The following is a 23,606-nucleotide window of genomic DNA, read 5'->3' as shown; positions in this document are numbered from 1 at the left end:
ATTTATTAAGCATTTTATTTGAATATTGTTGTGCATCATTGGAAACTCCATACCTGTTTCCTAATTTACAAGCTATTATCCAGACAAACATGTACCCAAAGCCGCCCAGGAATTGTAGTACCAAGTTGTAAAAGAAGCTTCGCGGCTGCTGGTTTCTTATGGAAATTATCAAAACCATAGTGGATATCAGATAACTTTTTTGTTACCTCTATAAATGAACGAGATCTTAAATCTTCTGGTACATAATCAAAACCCTGTGTTTGGACTTATTCTTTTAGGTTTTTAAATTGGAACATTGGTACACTATTATCTAAAGAGAAATATGCTCCGATTAAGTCGTTTTCAAATTCCTTCAAGTGGTTGACTTTTGCACTTTTAATAACACAATAGGAGCACTTTACTCCTTGATCCCAATCCTTTCTTATATGCGCCCTTAATCGATTTTTCAATTGTTTTGACTTGCCAATATATAAGAGGGTATTAGTTTCAAGACCCTTTATACGATACACACCTTTTTCATATGGAACATCAGAAAATTGCTCCATTTCTATAAAATCTGACCATGGAAGCCCCATAAAGTCTGATGATAACGGCGTACCTTGAAAATGCAATGGATTGCCACTTTCTCCCCATGTATGGTTACGTTGATCTAAAACTTGTAATTTACCTCCACGAAAATCACTTTTACGATTTTTTGACTTTTCATAGTCCTGATGAAAATGACCATGATTACAAAACGTCGATCCTCTATTTCTATTCGATATATCCATAAAAGAAAACATTCTAGCCCTTCACGGTTCTCTTTTGTCAAATCCACTTGAGAAACTGAGCATTCAAACTCCCATCCTTCAGCATCCTTCCAAGCCCACAATGAAGGAGCAGCGGTATGTGGTTCGTTAAAAGGCATCTGATCTTTAAGGGTATTTCTAATAAGCCCTGTAACTCGCTCATGTAAGTTCCGGCCCGTTTGACCAATGTACATGAGATGGTTTAGCCCCACTGGCTTAATACGATACATACCGGGGGAATTTGGGAGTAAGCGTTTTGTTTCCATGACTTGATTAAAAGAATACCAAGGAGTCCAGGTCAATCCTCCCCAAGTTTCTCTTAAATAAGACTGCCTCATAGTAATGCTGCGCCTTTCTAACATTTTATCTTACTGCTTAATTATTGAAGTTGATCACCGATTTCCATCCCACTTAATGGGACATGAAATTTGATACCTGCTTTTTCGAGTTGGGTAGCAGGTATTGTCTATATTTTTCACCCGCAAAGAAGTATATTTCTGTTTGACTTGAAAAGTCCCTTAATAGTTCTTTAGCAACGTTGTATGCCCACTTTCTTCTTTCTACAGCCCTGATCTTTAGTAACGTTACATCATAAGGGGAAATTACTTTGCTTTTATTTATCAAACCATATTTTGCCGATAGTATATACCAGTCATCAAATTGAGAGTGCTTAATATATGTGGTTATTTTCTTAAATAAAGTTGATGCTCTGCCGCCTTACATGGATGATTTTGCTTCTTCTTTGTACAACTTACCAATGCGATTCTTTTCATGACATCTCCTAACTACTCTATAAAGATAACAGAACAGCTTTTCATTCCACATGATAAAACGTGTTTGCTTAATGGGTATTGGCAAAATAAGATATTAAACTCTATTATTCTCCACAAATACATTCTTCTTATGTCACTTAAAATAAAGCTTATTTTCAGGATGAACGGGTATTTTTACGTTTTTAGCCAAACCGTACAGAACATACTCTTCTTTAGGAATCTGCTTAGAGATATGCAGTCTACCTTGACCGTCAAACGAAATCAAGCCTTTGTCATACAGCGCATCATGGTTGAAGCATAATAGTATTCCGTGGTATGGATCTAGTCGCTTTCTGATCTGAGCTGTCCTTCCATAGTTTAGCGTGACTAGCTCTTAGAAGGACTTCCATTCCAATGCCACATAGCGGGCATTCATTATACCAGAGTAGCATTAAGCTCTTTCTAAATTTTTGCYGGCCGCGTCGGATTTTCATTTTGGCCTCTGATTCAGTTTAGGCAATGATGGTTCGTAATGGGTTACGCTCTTTTTCAATGACTTCATCAACAGGAAGTTCTAATTGATCTTCCCCTGTATACAAACCCTGAGCAGGAGAAGGCTAACTTAGATGGTATACTTTTATTTCTACACACATACAAAAGGAGAAGACTAGAAAATCTTCTTCTTTTTAATTTAGTATAAAGATTTTATATTTTAAATCTTTTTGTTTCTTTTTTCACTTTATTCCATTCAATTTTTATATGATTTGATAATGCTTCTTGTAAATGTTCTTCAATTAGATTTATTTTCCAAAAAATTAAATTTTCAATATTTTTAGATTTATACTGATTGTTTTTAATATTTATTATGAATATCTTATCAAGTTTTTCAGTACATTTAATCAAGTCTTTATTTTTTTTGAAATCTATGAAAATATTCAAAACTTTTTCCAAATCGTCTAACTGTTTAATTAATTTTTTCTCATATATATTTTCTTTATTTAACTGAAAACGTATTCTCCACTTTAAATATTCAAGTTTTTCTACATTTTCATTTATAGCCATATTTTCTTCTAATAAAAACTTCAACTTCTTTATTTCCGAAAAGTATTGAGCAGTATTCTCTTTTAGAACTGTTAAAGAATCTATTCTTTCTTTAGTTACAGAAATCAAAAATGCATTTTTCTCACTTATCCTAAAGGTATTAAGTAACGTTAAAAATGAGAATATTGCTGTAGATATGACTCCTAATGCTGTAAATCTATCTTTTGGTTCTAAAGATAAAAAAATATCTATCATGAATTTCATTTCTCCTATTCTAGATAATCTCTTAAAATTAGATCTATAAATGATGAATTGGTGAAGCAAGCATATTCATGTAAGTCATCATTTTTATCGATATCACCAAAGTCTGAAATAGACTTACACACAAAAAACTTTGGCGATGATAAGATACTATTTTTGCTTGCAAATTCCACACCATATGCTTCCTCCAAAAATGATTTAAATCATACATAATAGAATTATGAATGTTTTAATATAAAAACACGGTTATTTATTTAGATCCAATAATAATTTATTTATAATATTTTCTCCTAGGTGAAATACAATTTTACACTTCGTTTTGTACGCTTTCATGTTTTGTAAGAATTAAATTTTTCGAATCGTTTATTAAATTCTCCTCTGGATAGAAAGCAAAATCTGGATTGATACTCTCTCCCGAACTAATTTGATTATATAGGTTCAATTCTTTTTTAGATCTATTAAGACTACTATCTAAAAACATTAAGTTACCTATAGTTCCCATAGGTAAATTTAAATATTTATATATATATATATCCTTTATTTTATTTCTAGCAATTAAATGTTCAAAATCATAGTTTCTACCTATTTTTAATCCACTATTACTTTTATCTAAATTATAAAAGATTGTAATTAACATTTTAGAATTATCATAAAATTGAATACTTGGATTCGTAATTCTTTCTTGCCACCAGATTGCTATTGCGTCTTCTAAATCCTTTTTCGTTGGTTTATTTAAATAATTTCTAGTTTGATCTAAGTAATATTTATTTAACCTTGAATCCCCAGCATTCCTCCAATTTCCTAACGCTGAATCCAAAATATAATAGTATATTAAATTTTCTATAGTTTTTGAATATTATATATCTCCGCCGTTAGGGGTCTTTCCCCTGCCCGATACTCCCTTACCCCTTCATCAAATGGCAACCATTTCTGAATATTGGGTAAGTAAAAACCCCATTCATTGTCCTTGTTCCTTATAACACGTGCTTCAGGAACCTTGCCTGAATGAAATTTCTGAAATAAGACAATATCGTGACTAGGATAATAATACTCAAATCGTTTTGGGCGTTGGGATTCAGATGATTTCAGTAATCCGGCGGCTTCCTCATATGCTGTTTCTGATATAATCGTCCTCTCATCACCATAAGGGACAGCCTCAGCTTTTATTGAACCATCTTGTATATATTTATAAACACTTTGAACAGATAATCCCAATTTCTTTGCAACATAATTAGGACTCATACCTGTAGGGAAAGATTGCTTTTCATATACTAGTCGATCCACTTCCGCTTTTTCATAACGGGCCTCTTTATGTAATCGATGTGGGTCCAGAATTTTAATGATTTTCTTCTGCTTTCCATAATGGTAGACCGTTGCCTTGGATACTCCTAATAAATCAGCTACTTCTTTTTGTGTATACCATTCCACTTTATCCCCCTCCCATCCTTCTTGATTATCCGTTCCTGTTATTGGAACATCCCGTTGGTTCCCATTCGTCAATTCCTCATGATACAAGACTGCTTCCGCCTGGCCAAATTTCACACGATATTGGAGACGTGGGTGCTCGATCACTTCCAAAATCACGCCTTCTTTTTTTTCAAATTGTTTAAAGAATGGCGCGCTCTTAAATGATCCAGTTTCGAAAAGGGTTTAAAGATTGAAGAATATGAAAAAAGTCCAGATTAATAAAAGATACTTCCACACCTACATCTAATTCATGTATGTTTACTTCTTTTTATAAAGAAAGGAAAAGATAAAAGAGGGAGAACAAATAATCTGGATGACTTGTTCTCCCTCTTTTTTAGAATCCCTTAGGTATACACGACAAAGGAATGATAGGACATGTTAGGGAAAGCCACCAGGGGCGGCGTTGGAAAATGTTCATAACAAGTTAAAAAATGGAGTTCTAATTATTTAGTTTGAAAAACTCAAATTCAAATATTTAATTCTTCTCCCCGAACTCTTTTCCTGCTGATTTTTGATCCTTTATTTTAAAAGAAATGAGGAAGCTAATTAACGAAAGTGCAGCGATGACAATAAATGAGATTTGCGCGCCATACATATCAGGATGGACTATCTCGGGACGCTGCTGAGCATTTTCGGTAGCTGTTGTCATCACAGTAACAAGTATTGCTGTACCTACAGATGCGGCAATCATTTTCATCGTATTATCCATTGCTGCACCATGGGCAAGTAAACGTTTAGGCAGCTGGTTTAAGGCGGCCGTTGAAACAGGCATCATTACCATGGCTAATCCGAACATCCGAATACTGTACATTACCATAATAAATGTAAAACTTGTCGAAGGACCAACATCCATGAAAGTAAAGGAGGAAGCGGTTATGAGGAGTAATCCGCCAATAACCAGCCACCTGGCCCCAATCCGGTCAAAAATACGTCCAATGAACGGTGACATTATTCCGGTAATAAGTGCTCCAGGAAGTATGGCTAATCCAGCTTCAAACGCAGTAAATCCTCGCATGTTTTGCATAAATAGCGGGATGAGCGTTTCGGCACCTATCAGACCCATAAAGGTAATGGCTCCAATAATGATAGCAATCGGCAATAATGAATACGTGAACACACGGAACTCCAGCATTGGATGCTTCAATCGCAATTGCCTGTTGATGAACCAAACAAGTGAAATTGTCCCAATGCCTAGGGATATGATGGTACTCTCGTCTGTCCAGCCATAATTACCAGCAGCTGTAAATCCATACAATAATCCACCGAAACCTACGGAAGATAAAACAATCGAAAGCACATCCACTTTTGGCCGTGTAACTTCTGTTACATTTTTTAAAGCGAAGAACGCAACAATGATATCAATAATAGCAATTGGAAGAATGATAAAGAATAACACCCTCCATGAGTAGGTCTCCGTAACCCAGCCCGACAAAGCGGGACCAATAGCCGGCGCGAAGGAAATGACCAGACCGACCAGTCCCATGGCTGCACCCCGTTTATGAACAGGGAAAATCATTAGGAAGACTGTTTGCATTAACGGGAGCATGATTCCTGCTCCGCTCGACTGAATCATCCTTCCTAGCAGCAGCATTCCAAAATTAGGAGCTAGCCCAGCTACCAATGTACCAATAGCAAAAATCCCCATCGCGGAAAGGAAAAGCTGTCTGGTGGTAAAGCGCTCCAGTAAAAACGCGCTAACAGGGATCATGATCCCATTAACCAGCATAAAAACGGTTGTTAGCCACTGTGCACTATTTGCCGTAACATTCATCTCCTCCATCACAGGAGGAATAGCGGTAATCATTAATGTTTGATTCAAGATCGCAATAAATGTACCCGCAAGCAAAAGAGCAACAATTGTTGTCTGTTTACGATTTGTTGAACTCAATTATGGTCCCCCTTTACGATTTGGAAAAAAACATACTTTTGTAGATTACACGAATTCACATCAGATTTCCAGTAATTTGCTGTTAAAAATAAAAGCAATAAAGTCGGCATTAAATAATTACTTTCCCTACCAAAAATAGGGGATCCCCTTTGAAGAACAAGCTGCAATCGATGTTCGTATTGGACTATTTTAAAGGGTTGCTGTTGGGCCAGATACGTTAGCACTTTCAATAGTCACTCCATTTTAAGAGTTGATCAAATAGCGGAAGCAGACATCAAAACAATCTTCAAGTGATCGACCATTATTGCATAAAAAGCACTCTTAACTGGCTATAACAAATAATCACCATTGCAATTACGTTGCCGATATTTGCTTAGTATATTTCCGCGTTTTGATACCGTAGTCCATATGTTCTAAAAGCGAATGATACTTTTTTAATTTTGTTCATCAAAATGGCCATTATCTACAGTATGTTTTTCAGCCATATTTATAGTTATATAGAAGAAAGTCGTCATATTCAGAGTAGTTTTGCTGTATTTTGGATTCTATTGAATGACGCTCTATTAAAACCCAAGACCCATAAATGGTTTAAAAATTAAAGATATGAAAAGTAGTACAATTTTTAGATATTTCCACAGCTAATCCTGCAAATTAAAAGCACCCAATTTAATGGATGCTTAGATTTCCTTTCTTTCGTAATCTTATTTCAAATTTATCACTGAAAAACTCATTTGCATTAAAAATAGTACTAATGTCTGAAATATCACCTATGTTCACAATTAAGGCTTCATCAACTTCTTGATCTGTGAGAACTATGCGATATTCATATTGATTTTCAAAGTATCTATCTTTCCAAAAATAAATATCAGTCCCTTGATTTTTATAAGAGCTCATCCTTGCTGAGGAATTGATGTTATAATCATCATATTTTACCAAGCCCCCTCTGTAAGCATAGCCTTTTTCATTGAGTGTTCTAGTAATTCTGTCAATAAATTGCGATGGAGTAACAAAAATTAAGCTATCTCCGAACTCCCTGATCATTTTATCGATTTGTTCATTAGGTAAATCAAATTTGGTATAGTAATACTTTTCATCCTCGTTAACCACTTTTAACATATCGCCAATAATTGCAAACATACAATATAATGGTCTTTTTTCATTTATATTTTTTCTGAAATTCAATTTTTTAGTTCGCCCCGACATTATTAATTCATTGGTATCTTGAGTAAAGAAATTCATTGTTAATTCCGTAAAAACATGTGCTGCTTCAAATTTGTCTCCTACACCTTTTTCTCCTGAAGCACTTTCTATATCAATATACTTTTTGAAATTATTCATATATAAATCTCCAGACAAAAAACTTTCCACAAAAGGTGTGAACTTTATAAATCCAAAAACTTGACCTTTAAATCCAACGTCTGACATTTTCATACGCTTCATTCCCTCCTATTTAACTACTAAATTCACAAAAGGGACTATTCACCGGTATTTATTCCCAGACTATTATGAACGTTTACTATTAGTGAACATGTAAAAATGTATGCCTAGTTTACAAAGAATATACTTCAGTAAAAAACGCTTATCCAAAGGTATACAGTCTTCTTTTTAACCTCTCCTGATTTCATAATCTCTCCCCAAAAAAGCAACCAATTTATCACGTGCATTTTATCAAAAAAATCCTTGTAGAGACGACTCAAAATTAATGTTTAGAAATAAACGTAATAACGCTTTCCATTTTATTGTTGGTCCAATATTCTTTTTTTAAAGCAGGAATCGTGAATATACCGAATATCCTAGGGCAGCGGTACTGTATAATGGAAGTATAAGTTTACTTATTTTTAATGCTAATTAATTGGCGTTCAACTTATTTAATCCATCGGCAGAAAGGTTGGTAACTATTTTGAGTATAAATCCAAATATGGTGGAGATAGCCTCCCTCCTTGGGGAAACGTCACGTGCAACAATACTTGCAAGTCTGCTGGATGGGCGTTTTCATACGGCAGGTGAATTAGCATTGATGGCAGCAATAACACCTCAAACCGCCAGCTTTCACCTTTCTAAATTAGTGGAAGGTAACCTTGTTATAGTTGAAAAACACGGACGACATCGCTATTATCAGCTAGCAAATGGAGAAATTGCGCACATTTTGGAATCGTTTCTGGCCATTTCCCCACCTCCTGAAGTACGGTCGTTAAAACAATCAAGTCAAGTCAAAATGCTTCAGGAAGCCAGAACCTGCTATGATCATTTGGCAGGAAAACTAGGCGTCCAATTAACTGAATCGATGTTGAAAGCCGGATATTTGAAAAAAGAAGAGAGAGAGTTTACAGTTACACCCAAAGGAGATCATTTTTTTTCAGAATTCGGCATCGATTTGCTTGATTTAAGAAGAAAGCGCCGTTCATTTTCCCACTCATGTTTAGACTGGAGTGAACGTCACCATCATCTTGGCGGAGCTTTAGGGAATGGGATCCTTACACATTTTTTTGATTTAGGCTGGATAGTCCGTGTTCCATCTATTCGCGCAGTAAAAATCACACCTAAAGGGAAAGAAGGATTTAAAGAAGTTTTTTGTATAGAGGTATAATTTAATAATCCCTCATGATGAAAAAGAAAGGTTCTTTTTCATCATGAGGGACTTTGCTTTAGCGGCTTAAATCCATGCGATTACTATAAAGCTCTTTTAACTAATTTATTTTCCTTTTGGAAATTGCTATTTACAAGATAGATGCCAATGATGATAAACAGTCCGCCAATTAAGAGTGAAGTGTATATCTGTTCACCTAATAGTGCCCACCCTGATAATACACCGAAGAAAGGTGCCAAAAATAAAAAGGCACTTGTTTTTCCGGGATCACTCTTTTGTAAAAGGTAATACCAAACAGCAAATTGCACGATCGATGACATGATACTTAACCATAATAAAATGAACAACGAATTACCATTCAGTATGAAAAATGGTTTTTCAAGAATAAAGCTGCCAAGTAAAAGCAGTAAACCGCCAAAAAGCATCTGATAGGCAGATAATACCCATGTATCGGAAATCGCCCCCCATTTTTTCGCCAATAAAGTGGAAATCGCCCAGAAAACAGAAGAAAGAATGCCGAAAAGAATACCAACCTTAAATTCAAGTTGCGCTCCCATCGTTATAATTACTCCGACTAATCCTAATAAAACACCAATCCATTGATATAGTTTATAGCGTGTTTGTGAAAAGATCGTACCGAAAACAACAACAAGCAACGGGTTCGTGAATGTAAGAATGGAGGATTCACTTGCTGTAATCGTGCGTAAACTCAGGAAAATGCACCCCATTACTCCGGCTGTTTGAAAAGTGCCGATAATGAGCATTTTTATCCAATCCCCTTTAGAGTTTGGGTGCGGTCTTTTTAAAAAGATTACGATTATCGCCATTATGAGTCCGGCAAGTGTGAAGCGTAATGCTGCTAATAATAATGGGGATGAATAAGGTAGACCAATTTTAACTACTGCAAAAGAAGAACCCATCAAAAATGTCGTTAAAAGTATCAACACTGTAAATTTGTAAACATTCATTTTTTTATCTCCTGACATATTTAAATGACCAATCTACAGATAGTATAGCCGGTGATTATTTCAGCTCTCATCGAAATATGGAATACAAGTGGATCAAACTTAATGGTATCGACATATTATAGGGAATCTTCATAGTTAAATTGATATAAGTAACCTCTTTAAATCATCGTATTCAATAGAGGTAACCTCATCCTATTTTTCATATATTTCAAGAGGCAAATCATCCGGATCACTAAAAAAAGTGAACCTTTTTCCTGTTAACTCATCAACACGGATAGGTTCAACTGGAATGTTTTCGTTTTCTAAATCTTCAATCGCTTGATTAATATCCTCCACTTCAAAAGCAAGATGTCTAAGCCCTCTAGCTTCAGGATAACTAGGACGATGGGGACTATCAGGAAATGAGAATAATTCCAGCTGATATTCCCCTCCGACGATAAGATCCAATTTATACGATTTCCTTTCTGACCGATATGTTTCCTTCTCAATATCACACCCTAAAATATTTACATAGAAGTTCTTTGACTTTTCATAATCAGAACAAATTATTGCTACATGATGTATTTTTTTAACCTTCATTTGTGTCCTCCCTAAGAACATTGATTATTTTTATAAACTAATTTTACCAAAGTTATACATTAATAAACACTTAGATTTCAGTGCTTCCTTCGGACTCCACTGCACGATACTGGTACATCCATTTTCCTTTCATCGGATATAGGTCTAAACACTACTCCAAATAGATTAATTGCAGCACATTAGAAAAATTGTATTTTAAACATGAAAAATACCCAGGCCATACTGTTTGAATAATATTTATGATAATATCGTATAAAAAAATAAAAAGCCCTGTTAACTGAAATTCAGTAACATCAGGCTTGTCAAGATAGTAGCTGAAGACTTTTATTATATCAATCTATTTTACAGCAGGAATTGTTTGTGGATTTTCTGATATGAAATTTTCCCTACCCGATTTCAAGGTCATAAAAGCGATAAAACAAACGACCCCGAATGAAACCAATAACCAAACAGCCCCATTAAATGATCCATCGAAAGCGTCTATGACAAAACCGATCGTTAAAGGAGCGATGAAGCCAGCCACTTGCATCCCTAAATTGACCACTCCCACTGCAGATCCTCCGATTGCTTCCGGTAAATACTTTAGCGGCAGACTAAAAATGATAGTGGATAAGGCTGCGGAAAATATAGGTATAATGGATTGATAGATGATAACTCCCGTTACCGTTTCTGCATGAAACATGAGATACACGAATAACGCTAGTCCTAATCCACTAAAGCCCCCTATCCATTTTTCCCGACCAACTTTCACTTTATCCAGTACATAACCGGCGATAATATAGAAAGCCACAGAAGCTATTGCAGGGATCATCTGTAAAAGACCCATGGAAATTAAATTCAGGCCACGTTCCTGCACCAAGTAAGTCGGCATCCATGACATCACTCCCCAGCTGATGAAACCATATGCAAACGAGGCAACCATCAAACTAAGGACCAAGGGGGTTTTAAACAGCTTAATAAAAGAACCTTTGACAGGAACTTCCGTTAAGGAATCTACTTCTCGCGGGCCCTGACTCCCTACTCTTGGTTTTAATAAGAACAAATATAGCAACCCAATCGTAAACCCAAAAATCCCAATAATGCCAAACATCATCCTCCATCCGATACTAACAAGCAGAGTGGCTGCGAGAATGGGTGAAATGACACCTGCAAAAGTGAGTGCGGAAAGAAACAAAGACATTGCCCGGGATCGCTTTTCTTCCGCAATGGACACTGCTATCATTTTGGCCCCAGCAGGAAAGAAACTTCCTTCCCCCAATCCGAACATAAAACGAATGACCAACAACGATACAAAAGACCATGCCAATCCTGTCAGACTGGTAAAAATGGTAAAACTAAAGACAGAGACAATAAGCACGATTCTAGCGCCGAAACGATCGGCCATCCAACCGCCGGGAATCTGCATAATTGCATATCCTAAAAAGAAGATGCTTAATATCAGACCTGTGGAGGATGCGCTTAATTGGAGGTCATCGGATATATGGACAATCCCATAATTAATGACGAAGCGATCCAGTGCCGAGAACAAATTACCTGCAAAAAGTAATAACAAAATCATTTTTGGATTTTGACCGAATGCTAATTTGTTCACTAGCATAGCCCCCTAGTTTAGCTTTAATTTTCATCACAATTTTTTAAACTCTAAGGAAACAGGATCATGGAGTCTCTAATGTCGAGGATGCGGGTTCAATGATAATCGGTGCTTTATGTCAAACATATAGGATTTTCTTTTATAATTAAACGCAGTAATTTCCGGTAGGAAATTAAGTAGTCTTTACCTTTTCTTGTCCATATACTGGGTTTCCATCTATGAAGGTGGCCAGAATTGCTATGTCCCTAATTTCTTCTGGATGAACAGCTGTAGGGTCAGTCTCGAGAATGGTAAAGTCTGCTTGTTTTCCAATTTCTATGCTTCCTGATCGTGACTCATCAAAATTTAGTTTTGCGCCAAAAATAGTCATCGACTTTAAAGCTGTTTCTACATCAATGCGCTGTTCTGGGCCTAAAACATGACCTTCTCTCGTTATTCTATTAACTGCAGCCCATACTGAAAATAGGGGTGAGATTGGGGTAATTGGACAATCGGAATGCAGGGTGAACAATAAATTGTGTGCAACAGCTTCAGCTAACGGACTTATACGCCTTCCACGCTCCGGACCCAGGAAAATTTGTTTATGCCTGTCCCCCCAATAATATACATGATTGATGAAGAAGGATCCGGCTACATCATGTTCCCTCATCTTCATGATGTCCTCGGTGGTTGCGGTTTGGACATGTTCGATTCTATGACGATGCCCTGTACGAGGGCTATTGGATAAAGCATATTCATATGCCGCTAATATCGAACCGATCGCACGATCCCCGTTTCCATGCGTTGTGATCCTAAACCCTCGTCTGTGCAGGTCTAAGACTTCTTCATTAAATGCTTCCTGATGATGAATGAGATCTCCATATACATCTTTATTTTGATAATATGGAAGACGTAAAGCTCCTGTTAAACCTTGTATGGAGCCGTCCTGAAACATTTTTGCGCTATCTAATTTAACCCGTCCCCCAGACCTTTCCCTGAGTTCCAGGTCCAGTTGAGCTGGAGAATAACCCCCGAATGGCTGTCCTTCACGAAGCTGCTGATGCATGATCATCAGTCTCGTTCGCATCGGATTAATTTTTTGTTCAGCCGCTTTAAGATGAACCTCTAAATCTTCCAAATTATTAAATCCAACTGCAGCATCTGTATTCGTGGTAATTCCTTGAGCTACATAATCTTTTGAAGCCTTTCCTAACATGTCAACCTGTTGCCCTATTGTCATTTGTGGTATGTGATTATTTATTGGTGCCATTGCCGCTGGTTCATATATTACTCCATTCAGTCTTCCGTTCTCATCCCGACCATAATGTCCGCCTTGGGGATCAGAAACTTCATCAGTTAAACCTGCTAATTGCAAAGCAAGCGAATTTACTGCGGATAAGTGCCCTGAAGTGTGTGTGATGACTACAGGGTTATTTGGCGAAACCTTATCTAAATCACTCCGTGTAACATGGCGCTTTTCATATAAAAGCGTATCATCATAGCCATATCCCCTTACCCATTCGCCATCGGGAATTTCTTTTGCTTTTGCACCTATTAACTCTAAAATATCTTTTATGGATTGATTGGGCGGTGTACCGCAGTTCACCTGTCCCATCGTTAATCCATACATTAAAATATGGTTATGAGTATCGATAAAGCCTGGAATTAGGGTGGCTCCCTTTAAATCTACAACATCAGTACTTGCTGTAATCTCCACTGCACTTTTAGGCGGCTCACACTCATCCCAAATCCCGACGATTTTTCCATCTGCTACAGCAATTGACCTAGCCCGACGATTCCTGTTATCTAGAGTCAGCACATTTGCATTTTTAAATAAAAGATCGATTTTCATCATAAAATAAAGTCCCTCCCTTTTTTTGGGTTTTAAATCCACTTCATTTCGTCATAGTACTAACTTGGCAAACTGACAGATAGAAATACTGAAAAGATAGGGCAAATACTCACAAATCAATCCGGTGTAGAATGACACATCCTTTCTTTAATGAAACAATAGATTTACCCCATTTTACTAGTGGTGTTAACATCACGTCGTCCGAACCAGTATAAAAGGCATAGTTACATTAAAACATTTAAATTTATAATTTTCAATATTTTCTAAAAATAACAATAAATATAGGGTGCTTTATTCGGCTATAAATGTTATTTAATCTAAAAAAAACTGGAATCGAGCAGTTTATGTTTCGCTTATTTTGATAGGACTTCATTATGATTAGAAATAATGTAAATTTGTATTGTCCCATATATTCAGCAAATAAAATAGGCAGCACAATTACCACCTTTATCCCAATACGACATTCCCCCTCTTTTCACATTGATATATATGTCCCTAAAAAGAGAGGATTTTTGAATGTACTATAACTATATGTGCCATATTACTTTGATTCTGAGATTATTTGAAAAAGGAACTCTCTTTCAATTGTTGGACAATGTTCTTTTTCATCTTAAACATGATGATTCCAGATATCATGATTATGATCCCGATCAATTTATTTATGGTAAATGGTGCTTTTTCAAATCCGAACCACCCAAAGGTGTCAATCAGAACTGCCATGGTTAGTTGTGCGACAAGGACGATTGATATGGCATAGGCTGGTCCTAGAAGGCGGATAGCCTGCATGATGCAATAGACGAGCAGGACTCCCAAGACACCACTTAATAGATACAGCTTATTTATATGCCCAATCGCTAACAGGTTCTTATCATCCATCATAATGAAGATCGATAGTGATGAAATAAAACCAAGCCCGAGAACAATTGTTGTGGTCGCCCAAGCTCCCACTTTCTCACTAACTCTTGTGTTAAGGACCGTTTGCATACTGATGAAGACACCAGCCACCACGGCAAACAGAATTCCTTGCATAATTTACAGCCTCCTGACTCATTCATAAATATTTCCCTCTGCCCTTTCCCGAAGCCGAGCTAAATCTTTAATATTAATAACTCCTTTTTTTCTTTGAATGATACCTTCTTCACAGAATTTATGAATGACTCGATTTAAATGCCGATAACTTGTTCCTATGAGATCAGCTATTTCCGTCAGATTCAATTTGTCCATTTCTTTGTGAAACATAGAGCTGCTTCCTTCTGATGAAAGAGACAACAGGTAGCTTGCAAGACGTACCTCGACGGGATAGAGCCTGTTCAAACTTGCGGCATGGGATTCTGTGAAAAATTTTTGTGTAACAATCTCCAATAAAAAATGCAGAAACTCGAATCGGTTCGTTTCCATCGTTCGTAAGTCATTGAAATGAATACCGATAACAATTCCTTCACTGACTGCCTCAACTGTATTGAGTGCTTGCATCCCTTTTATATACTCCACATCTCCAATAAGGGCCAATGGCGTTTTAAACCGAACAATTAACGATTTTCCTTCAGGTGAAGTTGTAAAAATCTTTAACTTTCCCTTTACTAGAAAATACATATATTGAATACCCTCACCCTTTGAACATAAAATGTCTCCATTATGGAATTGGTAGAGAGAGATTTTCTCCTTCAGTTCCTTGGAAAATATCATATTCAGCTCAAACTTTTCGAGATATTCATCGAGACCTGATCTATCTTTTAATTTTTTCAATGTCCTATCACCTTTTTACAATTTAAATATGACTACACCCGTTAACATCATAGCCATTCCGATAACTTGTTGAAACGACACCTTCGTCTTAATCATTCCGAAAAGTCCCCTTGAATCTATTATGAAGGCACATATAAGCTGTGCAATTAAAATGGTTGCTATTGCAAAAGACATGCCTAGCAGATTGATCGCCGTCATTTCCCCAAACACAATCACGATGCCTAGCACTCCTCCAAGCAGATATAAAATGGGAACCTCACGAAACCCCTCCGCTCTTCCATCACGGACACATAAATAAATGATGATGGAAAAAATAAATCCGACTAGATGGACAATCGCGGTAGTATGCCACGCACTTAGCTCCTCACTCATTCTTGAATTGAACACACCTTGCAACGATATGAACACGCCTGCAATAATGGAAAATATGATCCCTTTCACTCTGACTCCTCCTCTATGGATTTCTTCTATTATTAAAATACGGAAAAGGAGTATAGAGAAAGGACATATGTCCCATTTTCATTTTTAATTTTACGAAAAATTGATTTCAACTTAAAATTCACGAAAAAAACCGCTGATATCGTTTGAAATTTTATTAGTATTTACGGGAATTTTTCGTTATATGTAAAAAAGAGCCCTTCAGTATGATTTGGGTGTACGAACACCACTCATCTTACAGAAGAAGCTCTATTAATTGGCACCTCAAACCTAATTTGACTGATTGAGAGACCGAGCGAATAATCCTTAAAATTTATACTGCCGTATAACCGCCGTCGACAATTAGGCTAGTGCCAGTAACAAATGATGCATCGTCACTTGCGAGGAAGAGAACGGCTTTAGCCACTTCTTCCGCTCTGCCTAAACGGCCGATTGGATGTAAATCGATCAAACCTTGTCTTATTTCACCTTGTGCTTCGGCAATAAGTGGTGTATCTATATATCCAGGGCAAACTGCATTGACACGAATGCCATCTTTCGCATAAGTCGAACCTAACGTTTGTGTTAACAGTTTGACCCCGCCTTTCGCAGCAGAATAGGCTGTTACCCCCGGTTTCCCTGCATGGCTATGGATGGAGCCTGTATTGACAATGGCGCCGCCAGTAGATTGTTTTTGCATTTGCTCTATCGCATATTTATCGGATAGGAAGACACCGGATAAATTAATATCAATTGTTTTTTGCCATTGTTCATAACTTAACTCATGGATGTTTCCGTCTCTGGCAATTCCTGCGTTTGCGAACATGATATCCAGTTTTCCATATTTGTTAACTGTCTCTTCGATCATATTCTTTACGTCATTTTCATTCGTCACGTCAGTTTTAACAAAAAGAGTATCATACCCTTTTCCATTTAACTCTTCTGACACCGCTTGTCCATGATCAGCAAAATCGGCAATGACCACCTTTGCTCCTTCTTCTGCAAATAATTGAGCCGTACTTGCTCCAATCCCGCTTGCTCCCCCTGTTACGATTGCCACTTTGTTTTCAAGTCTCATCATATTACCAGATCTCCTTTTCTTATTTCCTACGGATTCCTTGAGCAACAGAAATCTCCATCCCTAGAGGTTCTCCCTGGACGACCATTCTTATACAAACAAAAAGCTGATGACAATGTTGAAATAAAATGGCCATCAAATAGCTTCATTCTGTGTTCATACATTTATTTTACTCCTTACAATTTGAATTACTATCCTATAAAGTGCTGTATAATAATAGGGTTAGTTTCCCCTTTTTATAGGGTATTTTGTTTTTAGGAGAAGGAATTCACATGGCTCATCCCTTTCATGCATATGAAGAAATAACATGGCAGCAATTCATATTATTCATTAAAAGTCATAACAAACGGATTGAAGAAAATATTAATATTCATTTGAATCTAGAGCCCTTCATATTAGAACCTGAACGTAAGATGATACAAACATTACTGGAATCATTTTTACTATTTTTATCCGCTCCAAATATCGACGACATAAAAGACACATACGAAGAGCATTTGGATACTTGGCTTCAATCACATTTACCCCTTTTAAAGGATAATCATTTCAGCATGTTCCGATTGATCTTTGAAAAGGCCATCGTTACCTCATTGGTAAACCTGAAACATGCCCAAACCCTTTCCATCCTTATGTTCTTATTATCCATTTTCTCTCATCTCATCCATAGCTATAACAAGTGGACAGGCGACGAACCGGAGCAACACCACAAAACCAAACAAGAGAATGCAGAACTTAAGGGACTGCAGCTACTGGACCAATTAGATGAACTTTTAATTATCTCAGCAGGATTTAAGGATTTTGCTTTTATCCTAAAAAAATGTGAAGAGTTCTTTAACTATAAAAGATGTGTATTTTATGCTTATATTCCTTGGTCCAATCAATTATACGGCACCATTGGATCCGAGCTGCCAAAAGTTCAAAGCATGAGGGGGCAACTCAGCTCCAAGCAATCCATGGTGTTCAATTCAAAAAAGCCGGTATTTTTAAAGAATCCCCATAATTACATTAAAGAGGAACATATACAGCTATTTAATCTTTCATCTGTCATCTTTGTACCGATTGTTCATGACCAGCAAGTGTTCGGCTGGCTGACCTTTGATCAATTAGGGGAGGAATTCGATTATTCAATGGATGAACTGACTTTACTTGAACAGGTAGGAAAACGGCTCGGTTTATATTTATCAAGAAAGGATGATGAGGTATCAATAGGTACCGACATACAATTGACGGAACGTGAATCCATGATTTTATATTTGCTGGCTGAGGGCTATAACAATAAAAAAATGGCCGAATTGCTGCAATTAAGCGAGCATACAGTTAGAGATTATGTAAGCAGTTTAATGACAAAGTTTAAAGCTAAGAACCGTACACAGGCAGTCGTTTATGGTTTTCGGTTAGGCCTACTGAAGTAAAATTGAATTACTGATTTTTATGACGATTTGTCAACATTACAGAATCTATAAAGAACCAAAAAAAGACCGAAAAATTTTTTCGGTCTTTTTGAAATTTTCATTTATTACAAAAGAATATACTTTATTCACCTTCACTTTTTTTCACTGTTTTTCCAGATAAAAACCATCCGCCTATAGCGATAAGAAGCATGACTGACCAAAAGATTATATTCCAAATCGGTCCTTCAACAAAATCGTGAGAGATAATGTGCACGGCTGGATGCGCAAGGGTATGCATTAATAACTTAACCCCTACCCAACCAACGATTAACATGGCTGCCGTTTCGAGGCTTGGTCGTTCCGTCAGTATCTTAACGAAGTATCCTGCCGCAAACCGGATGACGATTAAACCTGCAATGGCCCCTAATAAAATAACAATGAACTTTGCCCCATCCATACCTCCTATATCACCCATTGGCGTATCTGGCAAGGCAATCACAAGAGCGACAGCAGCTAAAATGGAATCAATAGCAAAAGCAATATCAGCTAATGCAATTTGCGCAACGGTCATACGGTAGCTTTTCCCTTTTTTTTCTTTGTCACCGTGGTCCCTTTTTAGTAAATGCTTTAATGAAATGAAAATCAAATATGCAGCCCCAATTGCTTGAACTTGCCAAACATGGAAAAGGTACGAAATGATGAAGATTGCACCAATCCTAAATATAAAAGCCAAAAGCAACCCAATATTAATCGCTTTTTTTTGCTGTTCTTTTGGTAAATGCTTTGACATTATGGCTAAAACCAATGCATTATCAGCAGATAATAAACCTTCTAAAAAAATTAGAATAATTAACACCCAGCCATATTCCAATAATAACGATAGTTCCATGATACCCCCCTAAAAAGCATGTATAAGAATGCGTATATGACTTCAAACCCAACAACACTTTCTCCTCCAATATTGTCCCATCTTCTCTTCTTCCTTATTCAATCCTTCCGTCCAATTAGCTTCATTAAAATAAGGTACCGAAGCCACTCCCTATTTAAAGTAAAGCATCCGTCAGCTCTATAATATTCTTTTATGCTTAGACTTCATTCCAATTAGGAAAAGTTAGGATTTACATCTTCGCACTCCGAAAAGCTCCAACTCAATTCCTATTCTGCCATTAAATGATATTTCTGTAAAATGTTTTGTGATGTTCCTGGCGTCTGCAATTGTACCGGGGAAATATTCGTAACAAAAACATATTCACTTTCCTTTGACTCAATATTTTAAGATTAAGAATTCCCATCTTTTCATACAAGCTTAATTAAAAAAGAGCTACGGCGGATGTTCCTTATATACAACCTTAATCAAATGAATAAAATCAAAGCTTTTCCTAAATAATAGGAAGACTAATTAACAGGGAGGGATTTATATGGATGCTAAGCGTATAAAGCAGATTCTTTCGTCTTCATCTGACATTGAGGTTAGATATAATGGGACTTCAGTTTGGATTGATAATTTAAATGAAGATGGAAGAACGGCTACAGTACATCTAAGAGGCCCATTAGAGGAAAGATCAGACGTAGCAATAGACGAACTTAAAGAAATATAATATCCATTAAAATAAGCTCCTCTTTAATAAGAAGAGCCAGTTTGTCTACAGTAAATTAAGGTTTTGTACAATTTGAATGTTGATCTACTCTCCAGGCATTCGCTTTCCGCGGGCGTTCAGGGAAGCCTCCTCGGCGCCTTTGCGCCTGTGGGGTCTCGCCTGGACTTGCTTTTCCCGAAGGAGTCTCGCACACCCTCTCTCTTCTACTTTGTTTTGACCTTTTGAAAGAACCCATACCCCTCGTATTAAAAAATTCCTTTACTCATTTCAGCCTTAATTTTTGACCGATATAAATTTTGTTTGGGTCTTTAATTCCGTTCAGACTGACAAGCGAGTTTACGGTTGTTTTATGTTTTTTTGCAATGAAGCTAAGTGTGTCGCCTTTTGTTACAGTATAAGTTGAGGTTGTTTCAGTTTTCAATGCACGGGGTTCGTCAGTCCTAAAAGTATTTATGGTATTTGTAAAATCCCTATAGGCTATATTCAAATCCACCTTTGTGCTGATCCCACTTACCTTACCTGAATCAGAATGCTGCCAAATGTCCGTGCTGCGTCCCAACGTCCTGTTGTATCTGGCAATCCAAAAAGCGAAATTCTTCAACCTTGATTCATCTAAAGTATTTTCGAGAAAGTATTTACCAGTATACAGCATAGCCGTGTATCCAGCTTTTTCAATGGCTTCTAAAAAAGCGATCGCGGCATCGGTCAGCGTTTTTTTATTTGCCTTTTTTTTATTTTCCTCAAGATCAAGAACAACAGGGTAATTTAAAGCAAAAGAGCTGATTGAATCTAAAAAATAAGCAGCCTCAGCTTTTGCTTCTGCAACAGTTGCAAACTTTGCATAATGATAGGCCCCGACTTTCAATCCCGCTGCCAATGCTAGTGGTGCATTTTCTTTGAAATAGGAGAGCTTAGAATAACTCGTTCCCTCTGTTGCTTTAATGAAAACGAACTTCACGCCTGCCTTTGCAACTTCCCCCCAATTTATAGCACCTTGCCAATGTGAAACATCGATTCCCTTGATATATTCCATATTAAAGTCCTCCTTAAGGAAACAACCCTATGGGGGTAAATGTTTTATCATTTTAACATATCCCTTATAAACACATCATAAAGTGAAAAATGCAGTCCTGTTGCCTACTGCCCACCTTATAATAAGATATTTGATTGTGTTAATACAATTATAAATCTTTAAATTTGGCTCTTTTCGTAAAGATTGTTGTTTTTAAAACGAAACTATTTAAGGTTGATTGGAGCGGAAGTGCGAGACTCCTGCGGGAGCAGCGGGACAGGTGAGACCCCACAGGCATTTACGCCGAGGAGGCTCACCGCCCGCCCCGCGGAAAGCGAGCATCTGGAAGGGAAATCAACCACACCTCACTACTTGGTAAATAGCAACAAAGTATGTTATAACAGCCTTAAATTTAGATTGAAAGCAAAGTAATATGCTGTTTCCTTTTGTTTTAAAATATTATTTTATGCTATACTGATTTTATTAATATCAGAAGGGATGATGGGTGGCCGATGATTAACTAATCTTATTTTTAAAATTTGAAATCGCATATTTCAAATCATACAAAATAGGATTAGTCTGCCCATTTTCTATAAATTTTAGAGCTATCGTGAAAATAGCTCTTATTTGATAATGCACAGGTATGACTAATCCTTCCATATGAACTGGGAGGATTTTTTTCATTCTCCCTTAAAGAGAGGGATGGATTATATGAAAGAACTTTTAAAATTAACCAATATTAGTTATGAAGTATTGGACCTGAACATTTTTGAAAAAGTTAATGCTACAGTTCAACAGGGCGAGATCATCGGTATCATTGGTAAAAATGGTGCCGGAAAATCTACGTTGTTACAATTAATCAACAATGATTTAGAGCCTGCACATGGACTAATCCAATGGCTGCAGCAAGACGTGAAAGTATTTATGGTTGAACAAGAAGTCGAGTCCCATTCTTCAGAAGATAAGACGCCTTCAGAAGTTAAATTACTTGATAAAATGCATGTACCAAGCCATGACTTCCCACTATTAAGCGGGGGAGAAAAACTGAAAGCCCGGTTAGCAAAAGGACTTTCCAAAGATGCTGACCTTTTACTATTAGATGAACCGACGAACCACCTTGATGAGGATAGTTTAGAATTCCTCAAAGGACAAATTAAAAATTATGGAGGTACCATCATTTTTGTTTCGCACGATCGTTATTTTTTGGATGCTGTAGCAACGAAAATTTGGTCGATTGAAGATAAAAAGCTAATTGAGCACAGAGGGAATTATTCTAGTTATATGGAGGTGCGCAAACAGAAAAGACTTACACAACAACGTGAATATGAAAAACAGCAAAAAATGGTTGAACGGATTGAGGGACAAATGAAAGAAATCACTACTTGGTCAAAAAAAGCCCATTCCCAATCGACCAAAAAGGAAGGGATTAAGGAATATTATCGCGTAAAAGCAAAGCGCATGGATGCACAGGTAAAGTCTAAACAAAAGCGTCTTGAAAAAGAGCTTGAAAAAGCAAAAACTGAACCTGTTGAACCGGAATACACTGTACGCTTTTCAATTAATGCAAAAAACAAGATGGGAAAACGTTTTTTGGAAGTTAAGAGTTTAACTAAGTCTTTTAACGGTCGCACACTATTTAAAAACGTCAATTTCACGATTCAGCATGGTGAGAAGTTTTCCATTATAGGTTCCAACGGCAGCGGAAAGACGACATTATTAAAAATAATTCTTGGCCATGAAACTTATGCGGGCGATGTATGGATTTCACCATCTGCGAAAATAGGCTATTTGACGCAGGAAGTGTTTGATTTACCACTTGAACTAACACCGGCCCAGCTATTTCATAAAGAAACTTTCGAGTCTAGAGGGCACGTTCAAACTTTAATGAAGCATTTAGGCTTCACGGTATCTCATTGGACAGAACCTATTAAGAATATGAGTATGGGTGAGCGAGTAAAATGTAAGTTAATGGAATATATATTAGAGGAAAAAGATGTGCTCATTTTGGATGAACCGACAAATCACCTGGACTTAGCTTCACGGGAACAACTTGAGGATACCTTAGCACAGTACACCGGCACGCTACTCGTCGTTTCGCATGATCGATATTTTCTCGAAAAAACGACAAGCAGCAAACTCGTCATTTCAAATAATCGCATACACAAGCAATTGTATGAATCACCTTTAAAAAGAGATGATCTGGAAGAACTTCGATTAACGCTTGAAACAGAAAGACAAGAAGTTTTAGGAAAGCTTAGCTTTATGACTCCAAACGATAAAGCGTACAAAGAACTCGACCAAAAGTTTAATGAGCTTACGAAAAAAATAAACGAACTTGGTGACAAATGACTATCAACTGTAACTTATTGAAACTGATAAATTAAATGTAGAAACCCTTAGAATGATTTAAGTCTAAGGGTTTTTTAGATAGGCTCTTTTCGTAAAGATTGTTGTTTTTAAAAGAAACTATTTAAGGTTGATTGGAGCGGAAGTGCGAGACTCCTGCGGGAGCAGCGGGACAGGTGAGACCCCACAGGCGTTTACGCCGAGGAGGCTCACCGCCCGCCCCGCGGAAAGCGAGCATCTGGAGGGGAAATCAACCACAACTCAC

The 23,606-nt window shown here is 37.0% G+C and carries 21 protein-coding genes; 4 read left to right on the top strand and 17 right to left on the bottom strand.

Annotated elements, in window-relative coordinates:
- Window positions 1-266: 266 nt before the first annotated feature.
- The 7 genes from AC1DIV_RS22580 to AC1DIV_RS22550 form a co-directional block, all read right to left on the bottom strand.
- Window positions 267-782 carry a GIY-YIG nuclease family protein gene (locus AC1DIV_RS22580; protein ID WP_340875912.1) on the bottom strand — a complete coding sequence of 172 codons (516 nt, stop codon included), beginning with the start codon at window positions 780-782 and terminating at the stop codon, window positions 267-269.
- A 417-nt stretch (window positions 783-1,199) separates the two neighbouring features.
- On the bottom strand, window positions 1,200-1,433 hold the full coding sequence (locus tag AC1DIV_RS22575) for a DUF6884 domain-containing protein (RefSeq protein ID WP_340878496.1): 234 nt from the start codon (window positions 1,431-1,433) through the stop codon (window positions 1,200-1,202).
- 812 nt (window positions 1,434-2,245) lie between these two features.
- Complete coding sequence (locus tag AC1DIV_RS22570) at window positions 2,246-2,836, bottom strand: hypothetical protein (protein ID WP_340875911.1); 591 nt, start codon at window positions 2,834-2,836, stop codon at window positions 2,246-2,248.
- A 313-nt stretch (window positions 2,837-3,149) separates the two neighbouring features.
- Window positions 3,150-3,659: a hypothetical protein gene (locus AC1DIV_RS22565; RefSeq protein WP_340875909.1), complete on the bottom strand. Its 510-nt coding sequence runs from the start codon at window positions 3,657-3,659 to the stop codon at window positions 3,150-3,152.
- Window positions 3,660-3,682: 23 nt separating this feature from the next.
- Window positions 3,683-4,414, bottom strand: a complete 732-nt coding sequence (locus AC1DIV_RS22560) for a helix-turn-helix domain-containing protein (protein ID WP_340878495.1) — start codon at window positions 4,412-4,414, stop codon at window positions 3,683-3,685.
- Between the two features lie 370 nt (window positions 4,415-4,784).
- Window positions 4,785-6,197, bottom strand: a complete 1,413-nt coding sequence (locus AC1DIV_RS22555) for a DHA2 family efflux MFS transporter permease subunit (protein WP_340875908.1) — start codon at window positions 6,195-6,197, stop codon at window positions 4,785-4,787.
- A 666-nt stretch (window positions 6,198-6,863) separates the two neighbouring features.
- A complete protein-coding gene (locus AC1DIV_RS22550) occupies window positions 6,864-7,628 on the bottom strand; it encodes a hypothetical protein (RefSeq protein WP_072272786.1) in 765 nt (254 codons plus the stop codon).
- Window positions 7,629-8,097: 469 nt separating this feature from the next.
- On the opposite strand from AC1DIV_RS22550, the gene AC1DIV_RS22545 reads away from it, so the two are divergent.
- Window positions 8,098-8,784: an ArsR/SmtB family transcription factor gene (locus AC1DIV_RS22545; protein ID WP_340875905.1), complete on the top strand. Its 687-nt coding sequence runs from the start codon at window positions 8,098-8,100 to the stop codon at window positions 8,782-8,784.
- A gap of 83 nt (window positions 8,785-8,867) precedes the next feature.
- On the opposite strand, the gene AC1DIV_RS22540 is transcribed toward AC1DIV_RS22545, so the two are convergent.
- The 8 genes from AC1DIV_RS22540 to AC1DIV_RS22505 form a co-directional block, all read right to left on the bottom strand.
- The gene (locus AC1DIV_RS22540; protein ID WP_095679473.1) at window positions 8,868-9,752 is read right to left on the bottom strand and encodes a DMT family transporter; all 885 of its coding nucleotides are present in this window, start codon (window positions 9,750-9,752) and stop codon (window positions 8,868-8,870) included.
- Between the two features lie 192 nt (window positions 9,753-9,944).
- Window positions 9,945-10,331: an SMU1112c/YaeR family gloxylase I-like metalloprotein gene (gloA2, locus tag AC1DIV_RS22535; protein WP_340875903.1), complete on the bottom strand. Its 387-nt coding sequence runs from the start codon at window positions 10,329-10,331 to the stop codon at window positions 9,945-9,947.
- 337 nt (window positions 10,332-10,668) lie between these two features.
- The gene (locus AC1DIV_RS22530; protein WP_340875902.1) at window positions 10,669-11,922 is read right to left on the bottom strand and encodes an MFS transporter; all 1,254 of its coding nucleotides are present in this window, start codon (window positions 11,920-11,922) and stop codon (window positions 10,669-10,671) included.
- 172 nt (window positions 11,923-12,094) lie between these two features.
- Complete coding sequence (locus tag AC1DIV_RS22525) at window positions 12,095-13,756, bottom strand: amidohydrolase (RefSeq protein ID WP_340875901.1); 1,662 nt, start codon at window positions 13,754-13,756, stop codon at window positions 12,095-12,097.
- Between the two features lie 555 nt (window positions 13,757-14,311).
- Complete coding sequence (locus AC1DIV_RS22520) at window positions 14,312-14,782, bottom strand: DMT family transporter (RefSeq protein ID WP_340875899.1); 471 nt, start codon at window positions 14,780-14,782, stop codon at window positions 14,312-14,314.
- An 18-nt stretch (window positions 14,783-14,800) separates the two neighbouring features.
- Complete coding sequence (locus AC1DIV_RS22515) at window positions 14,801-15,499, bottom strand: Crp/Fnr family transcriptional regulator (protein WP_340875898.1); 699 nt, start codon at window positions 15,497-15,499, stop codon at window positions 14,801-14,803.
- Window positions 15,500-15,514: 15 nt separating this feature from the next.
- On the bottom strand, window positions 15,515-15,940 hold the full coding sequence (locus AC1DIV_RS22510) for a DMT family transporter (protein WP_323598748.1): 426 nt from the start codon (window positions 15,938-15,940) through the stop codon (window positions 15,515-15,517).
- A gap of 310 nt (window positions 15,941-16,250) precedes the next feature.
- Window positions 16,251-16,994 (bottom strand): SDR family NAD(P)-dependent oxidoreductase, encoded by a 744-nt coding sequence (locus AC1DIV_RS22505; protein ID WP_076368734.1) that lies wholly within the window; start codon window positions 16,992-16,994, stop codon window positions 16,251-16,253.
- 272 nt (window positions 16,995-17,266) lie between these two features.
- On the opposite strand from AC1DIV_RS22505, the gene AC1DIV_RS22500 reads away from it, so the two are divergent.
- Window positions 17,267-18,406 (top strand): LuxR C-terminal-related transcriptional regulator, encoded by a 1,140-nt coding sequence (locus tag AC1DIV_RS22500; RefSeq protein ID WP_340875897.1) that lies wholly within the window; start codon window positions 17,267-17,269, stop codon window positions 18,404-18,406.
- A 121-nt stretch (window positions 18,407-18,527) separates the two neighbouring features.
- Here AC1DIV_RS22500 and AC1DIV_RS22495 read toward each other — a convergent pair whose 3' ends face one another.
- Window positions 18,528-19,274 carry a TerC family protein gene (locus AC1DIV_RS22495; RefSeq protein ID WP_323598750.1) on the bottom strand — a complete coding sequence of 249 codons (747 nt, stop codon included), beginning with the start codon at window positions 19,272-19,274 and terminating at the stop codon, window positions 18,528-18,530.
- 529 nt (window positions 19,275-19,803) lie between these two features.
- Here AC1DIV_RS22495 and AC1DIV_RS22490 point away from each other — a divergent pair.
- Complete coding sequence (locus AC1DIV_RS22490) at window positions 19,804-19,983, top strand: H-type small acid-soluble spore protein (RefSeq protein WP_048679567.1); 180 nt, start codon at window positions 19,804-19,806, stop codon at window positions 19,981-19,983.
- Between the two features lie 262 nt (window positions 19,984-20,245).
- Here the strand turns inward: AC1DIV_RS22490 and AC1DIV_RS22485 are convergent, their stop codons facing one another.
- The gene (locus AC1DIV_RS22485; RefSeq protein ID WP_340875894.1) at window positions 20,246-21,016 is read right to left on the bottom strand and encodes a GH25 family lysozyme; all 771 of its coding nucleotides are present in this window, start codon (window positions 21,014-21,016) and stop codon (window positions 20,246-20,248) included.
- A 690-nt stretch (window positions 21,017-21,706) separates the two neighbouring features.
- Between AC1DIV_RS22485 and abc-f the strand changes: the two genes are divergently transcribed.
- Window positions 21,707-23,344 carry a ribosomal protection-like ABC-F family protein gene (gene abc-f, locus AC1DIV_RS22480; protein ID WP_340875893.1) on the top strand — a complete coding sequence of 546 codons (1,638 nt, stop codon included), beginning with the start codon at window positions 21,707-21,709 and terminating at the stop codon, window positions 23,342-23,344.
- Window positions 23,345-23,606: the final 262 nt, after the last annotated feature.

The sequence above is a fragment of the Peribacillus sp. 05N428 genome (assembly GCF_056397085.1).
Note: the sequence above shows the minus strand (reverse complement) of the source record. Positions and strands in the feature narration are given on the sequence as shown.

Coding starts and splice junctions, on each gene's coding strand:
- AC1DIV_RS22485 (WP_340875894.1), bottom strand. CDS start 21,016: ATGGAATATATCAAGGGAATCGATGTTTCACATTGGCAAGGTGCTATA.
- AC1DIV_RS22520 (WP_340875899.1), bottom strand. CDS start 14,782: ATGCAAGGAATTCTGTTTGCCGTGGTGGCTGGTGTCTTCATCAGTATG.
- AC1DIV_RS22490 (WP_048679567.1), top strand. CDS start 19,804: ATGGATGCTAAGCGTATAAAGCAGATTCTTTCGTCTTCATCTGACATT.
- AC1DIV_RS22495 (WP_323598750.1), bottom strand. CDS start 19,274: ATGGAACTATCGTTATTATTGGAATATGGCTGGGTGTTAATTATTCTA.
- gloA2 (WP_340875903.1), bottom strand. CDS start 10,331: ATGAAGGTTAAAAAAATACATCATGTAGCAATAATTTGTTCTGATTAT.
- AC1DIV_RS22580 (WP_340875912.1), bottom strand. CDS start 782: ATGTTTTCTTTTATGGATATATCGAATAGAAATAGAGGATCGACGTTT.
- AC1DIV_RS22550 (WP_072272786.1), bottom strand. CDS start 7,628: ATGAAAATGTCAGACGTTGGATTTAAAGGTCAAGTTTTTGGATTTATA.
- AC1DIV_RS22540 (WP_095679473.1), bottom strand. CDS start 9,752: ATGAATGTTTACAAATTTACAGTGTTGATACTTTTAACGACATTTTTG.
- AC1DIV_RS22505 (WP_076368734.1), bottom strand. CDS start 16,994: ATGAGACTTGAAAACAAAGTGGCAATCGTAACAGGGGGAGCAAGCGGG.
- abc-f (WP_340875893.1), top strand. CDS start 21,707: ATGAAAGAACTTTTAAAATTAACCAATATTAGTTATGAAGTATTGGAC.
- AC1DIV_RS22525 (WP_340875901.1), bottom strand. CDS start 13,756: ATGATGAAAATCGATCTTTTATTTAAAAATGCAAATGTGCTGACTCTA.
- AC1DIV_RS22570 (WP_340875911.1), bottom strand. CDS start 2,836: ATGATAGATATTTTTTTATCTTTAGAACCAAAAGATAGATTTACAGCA.
- AC1DIV_RS22500 (WP_340875897.1), top strand. CDS start 17,267: ATGGCTCATCCCTTTCATGCATATGAAGAAATAACATGGCAGCAATTC.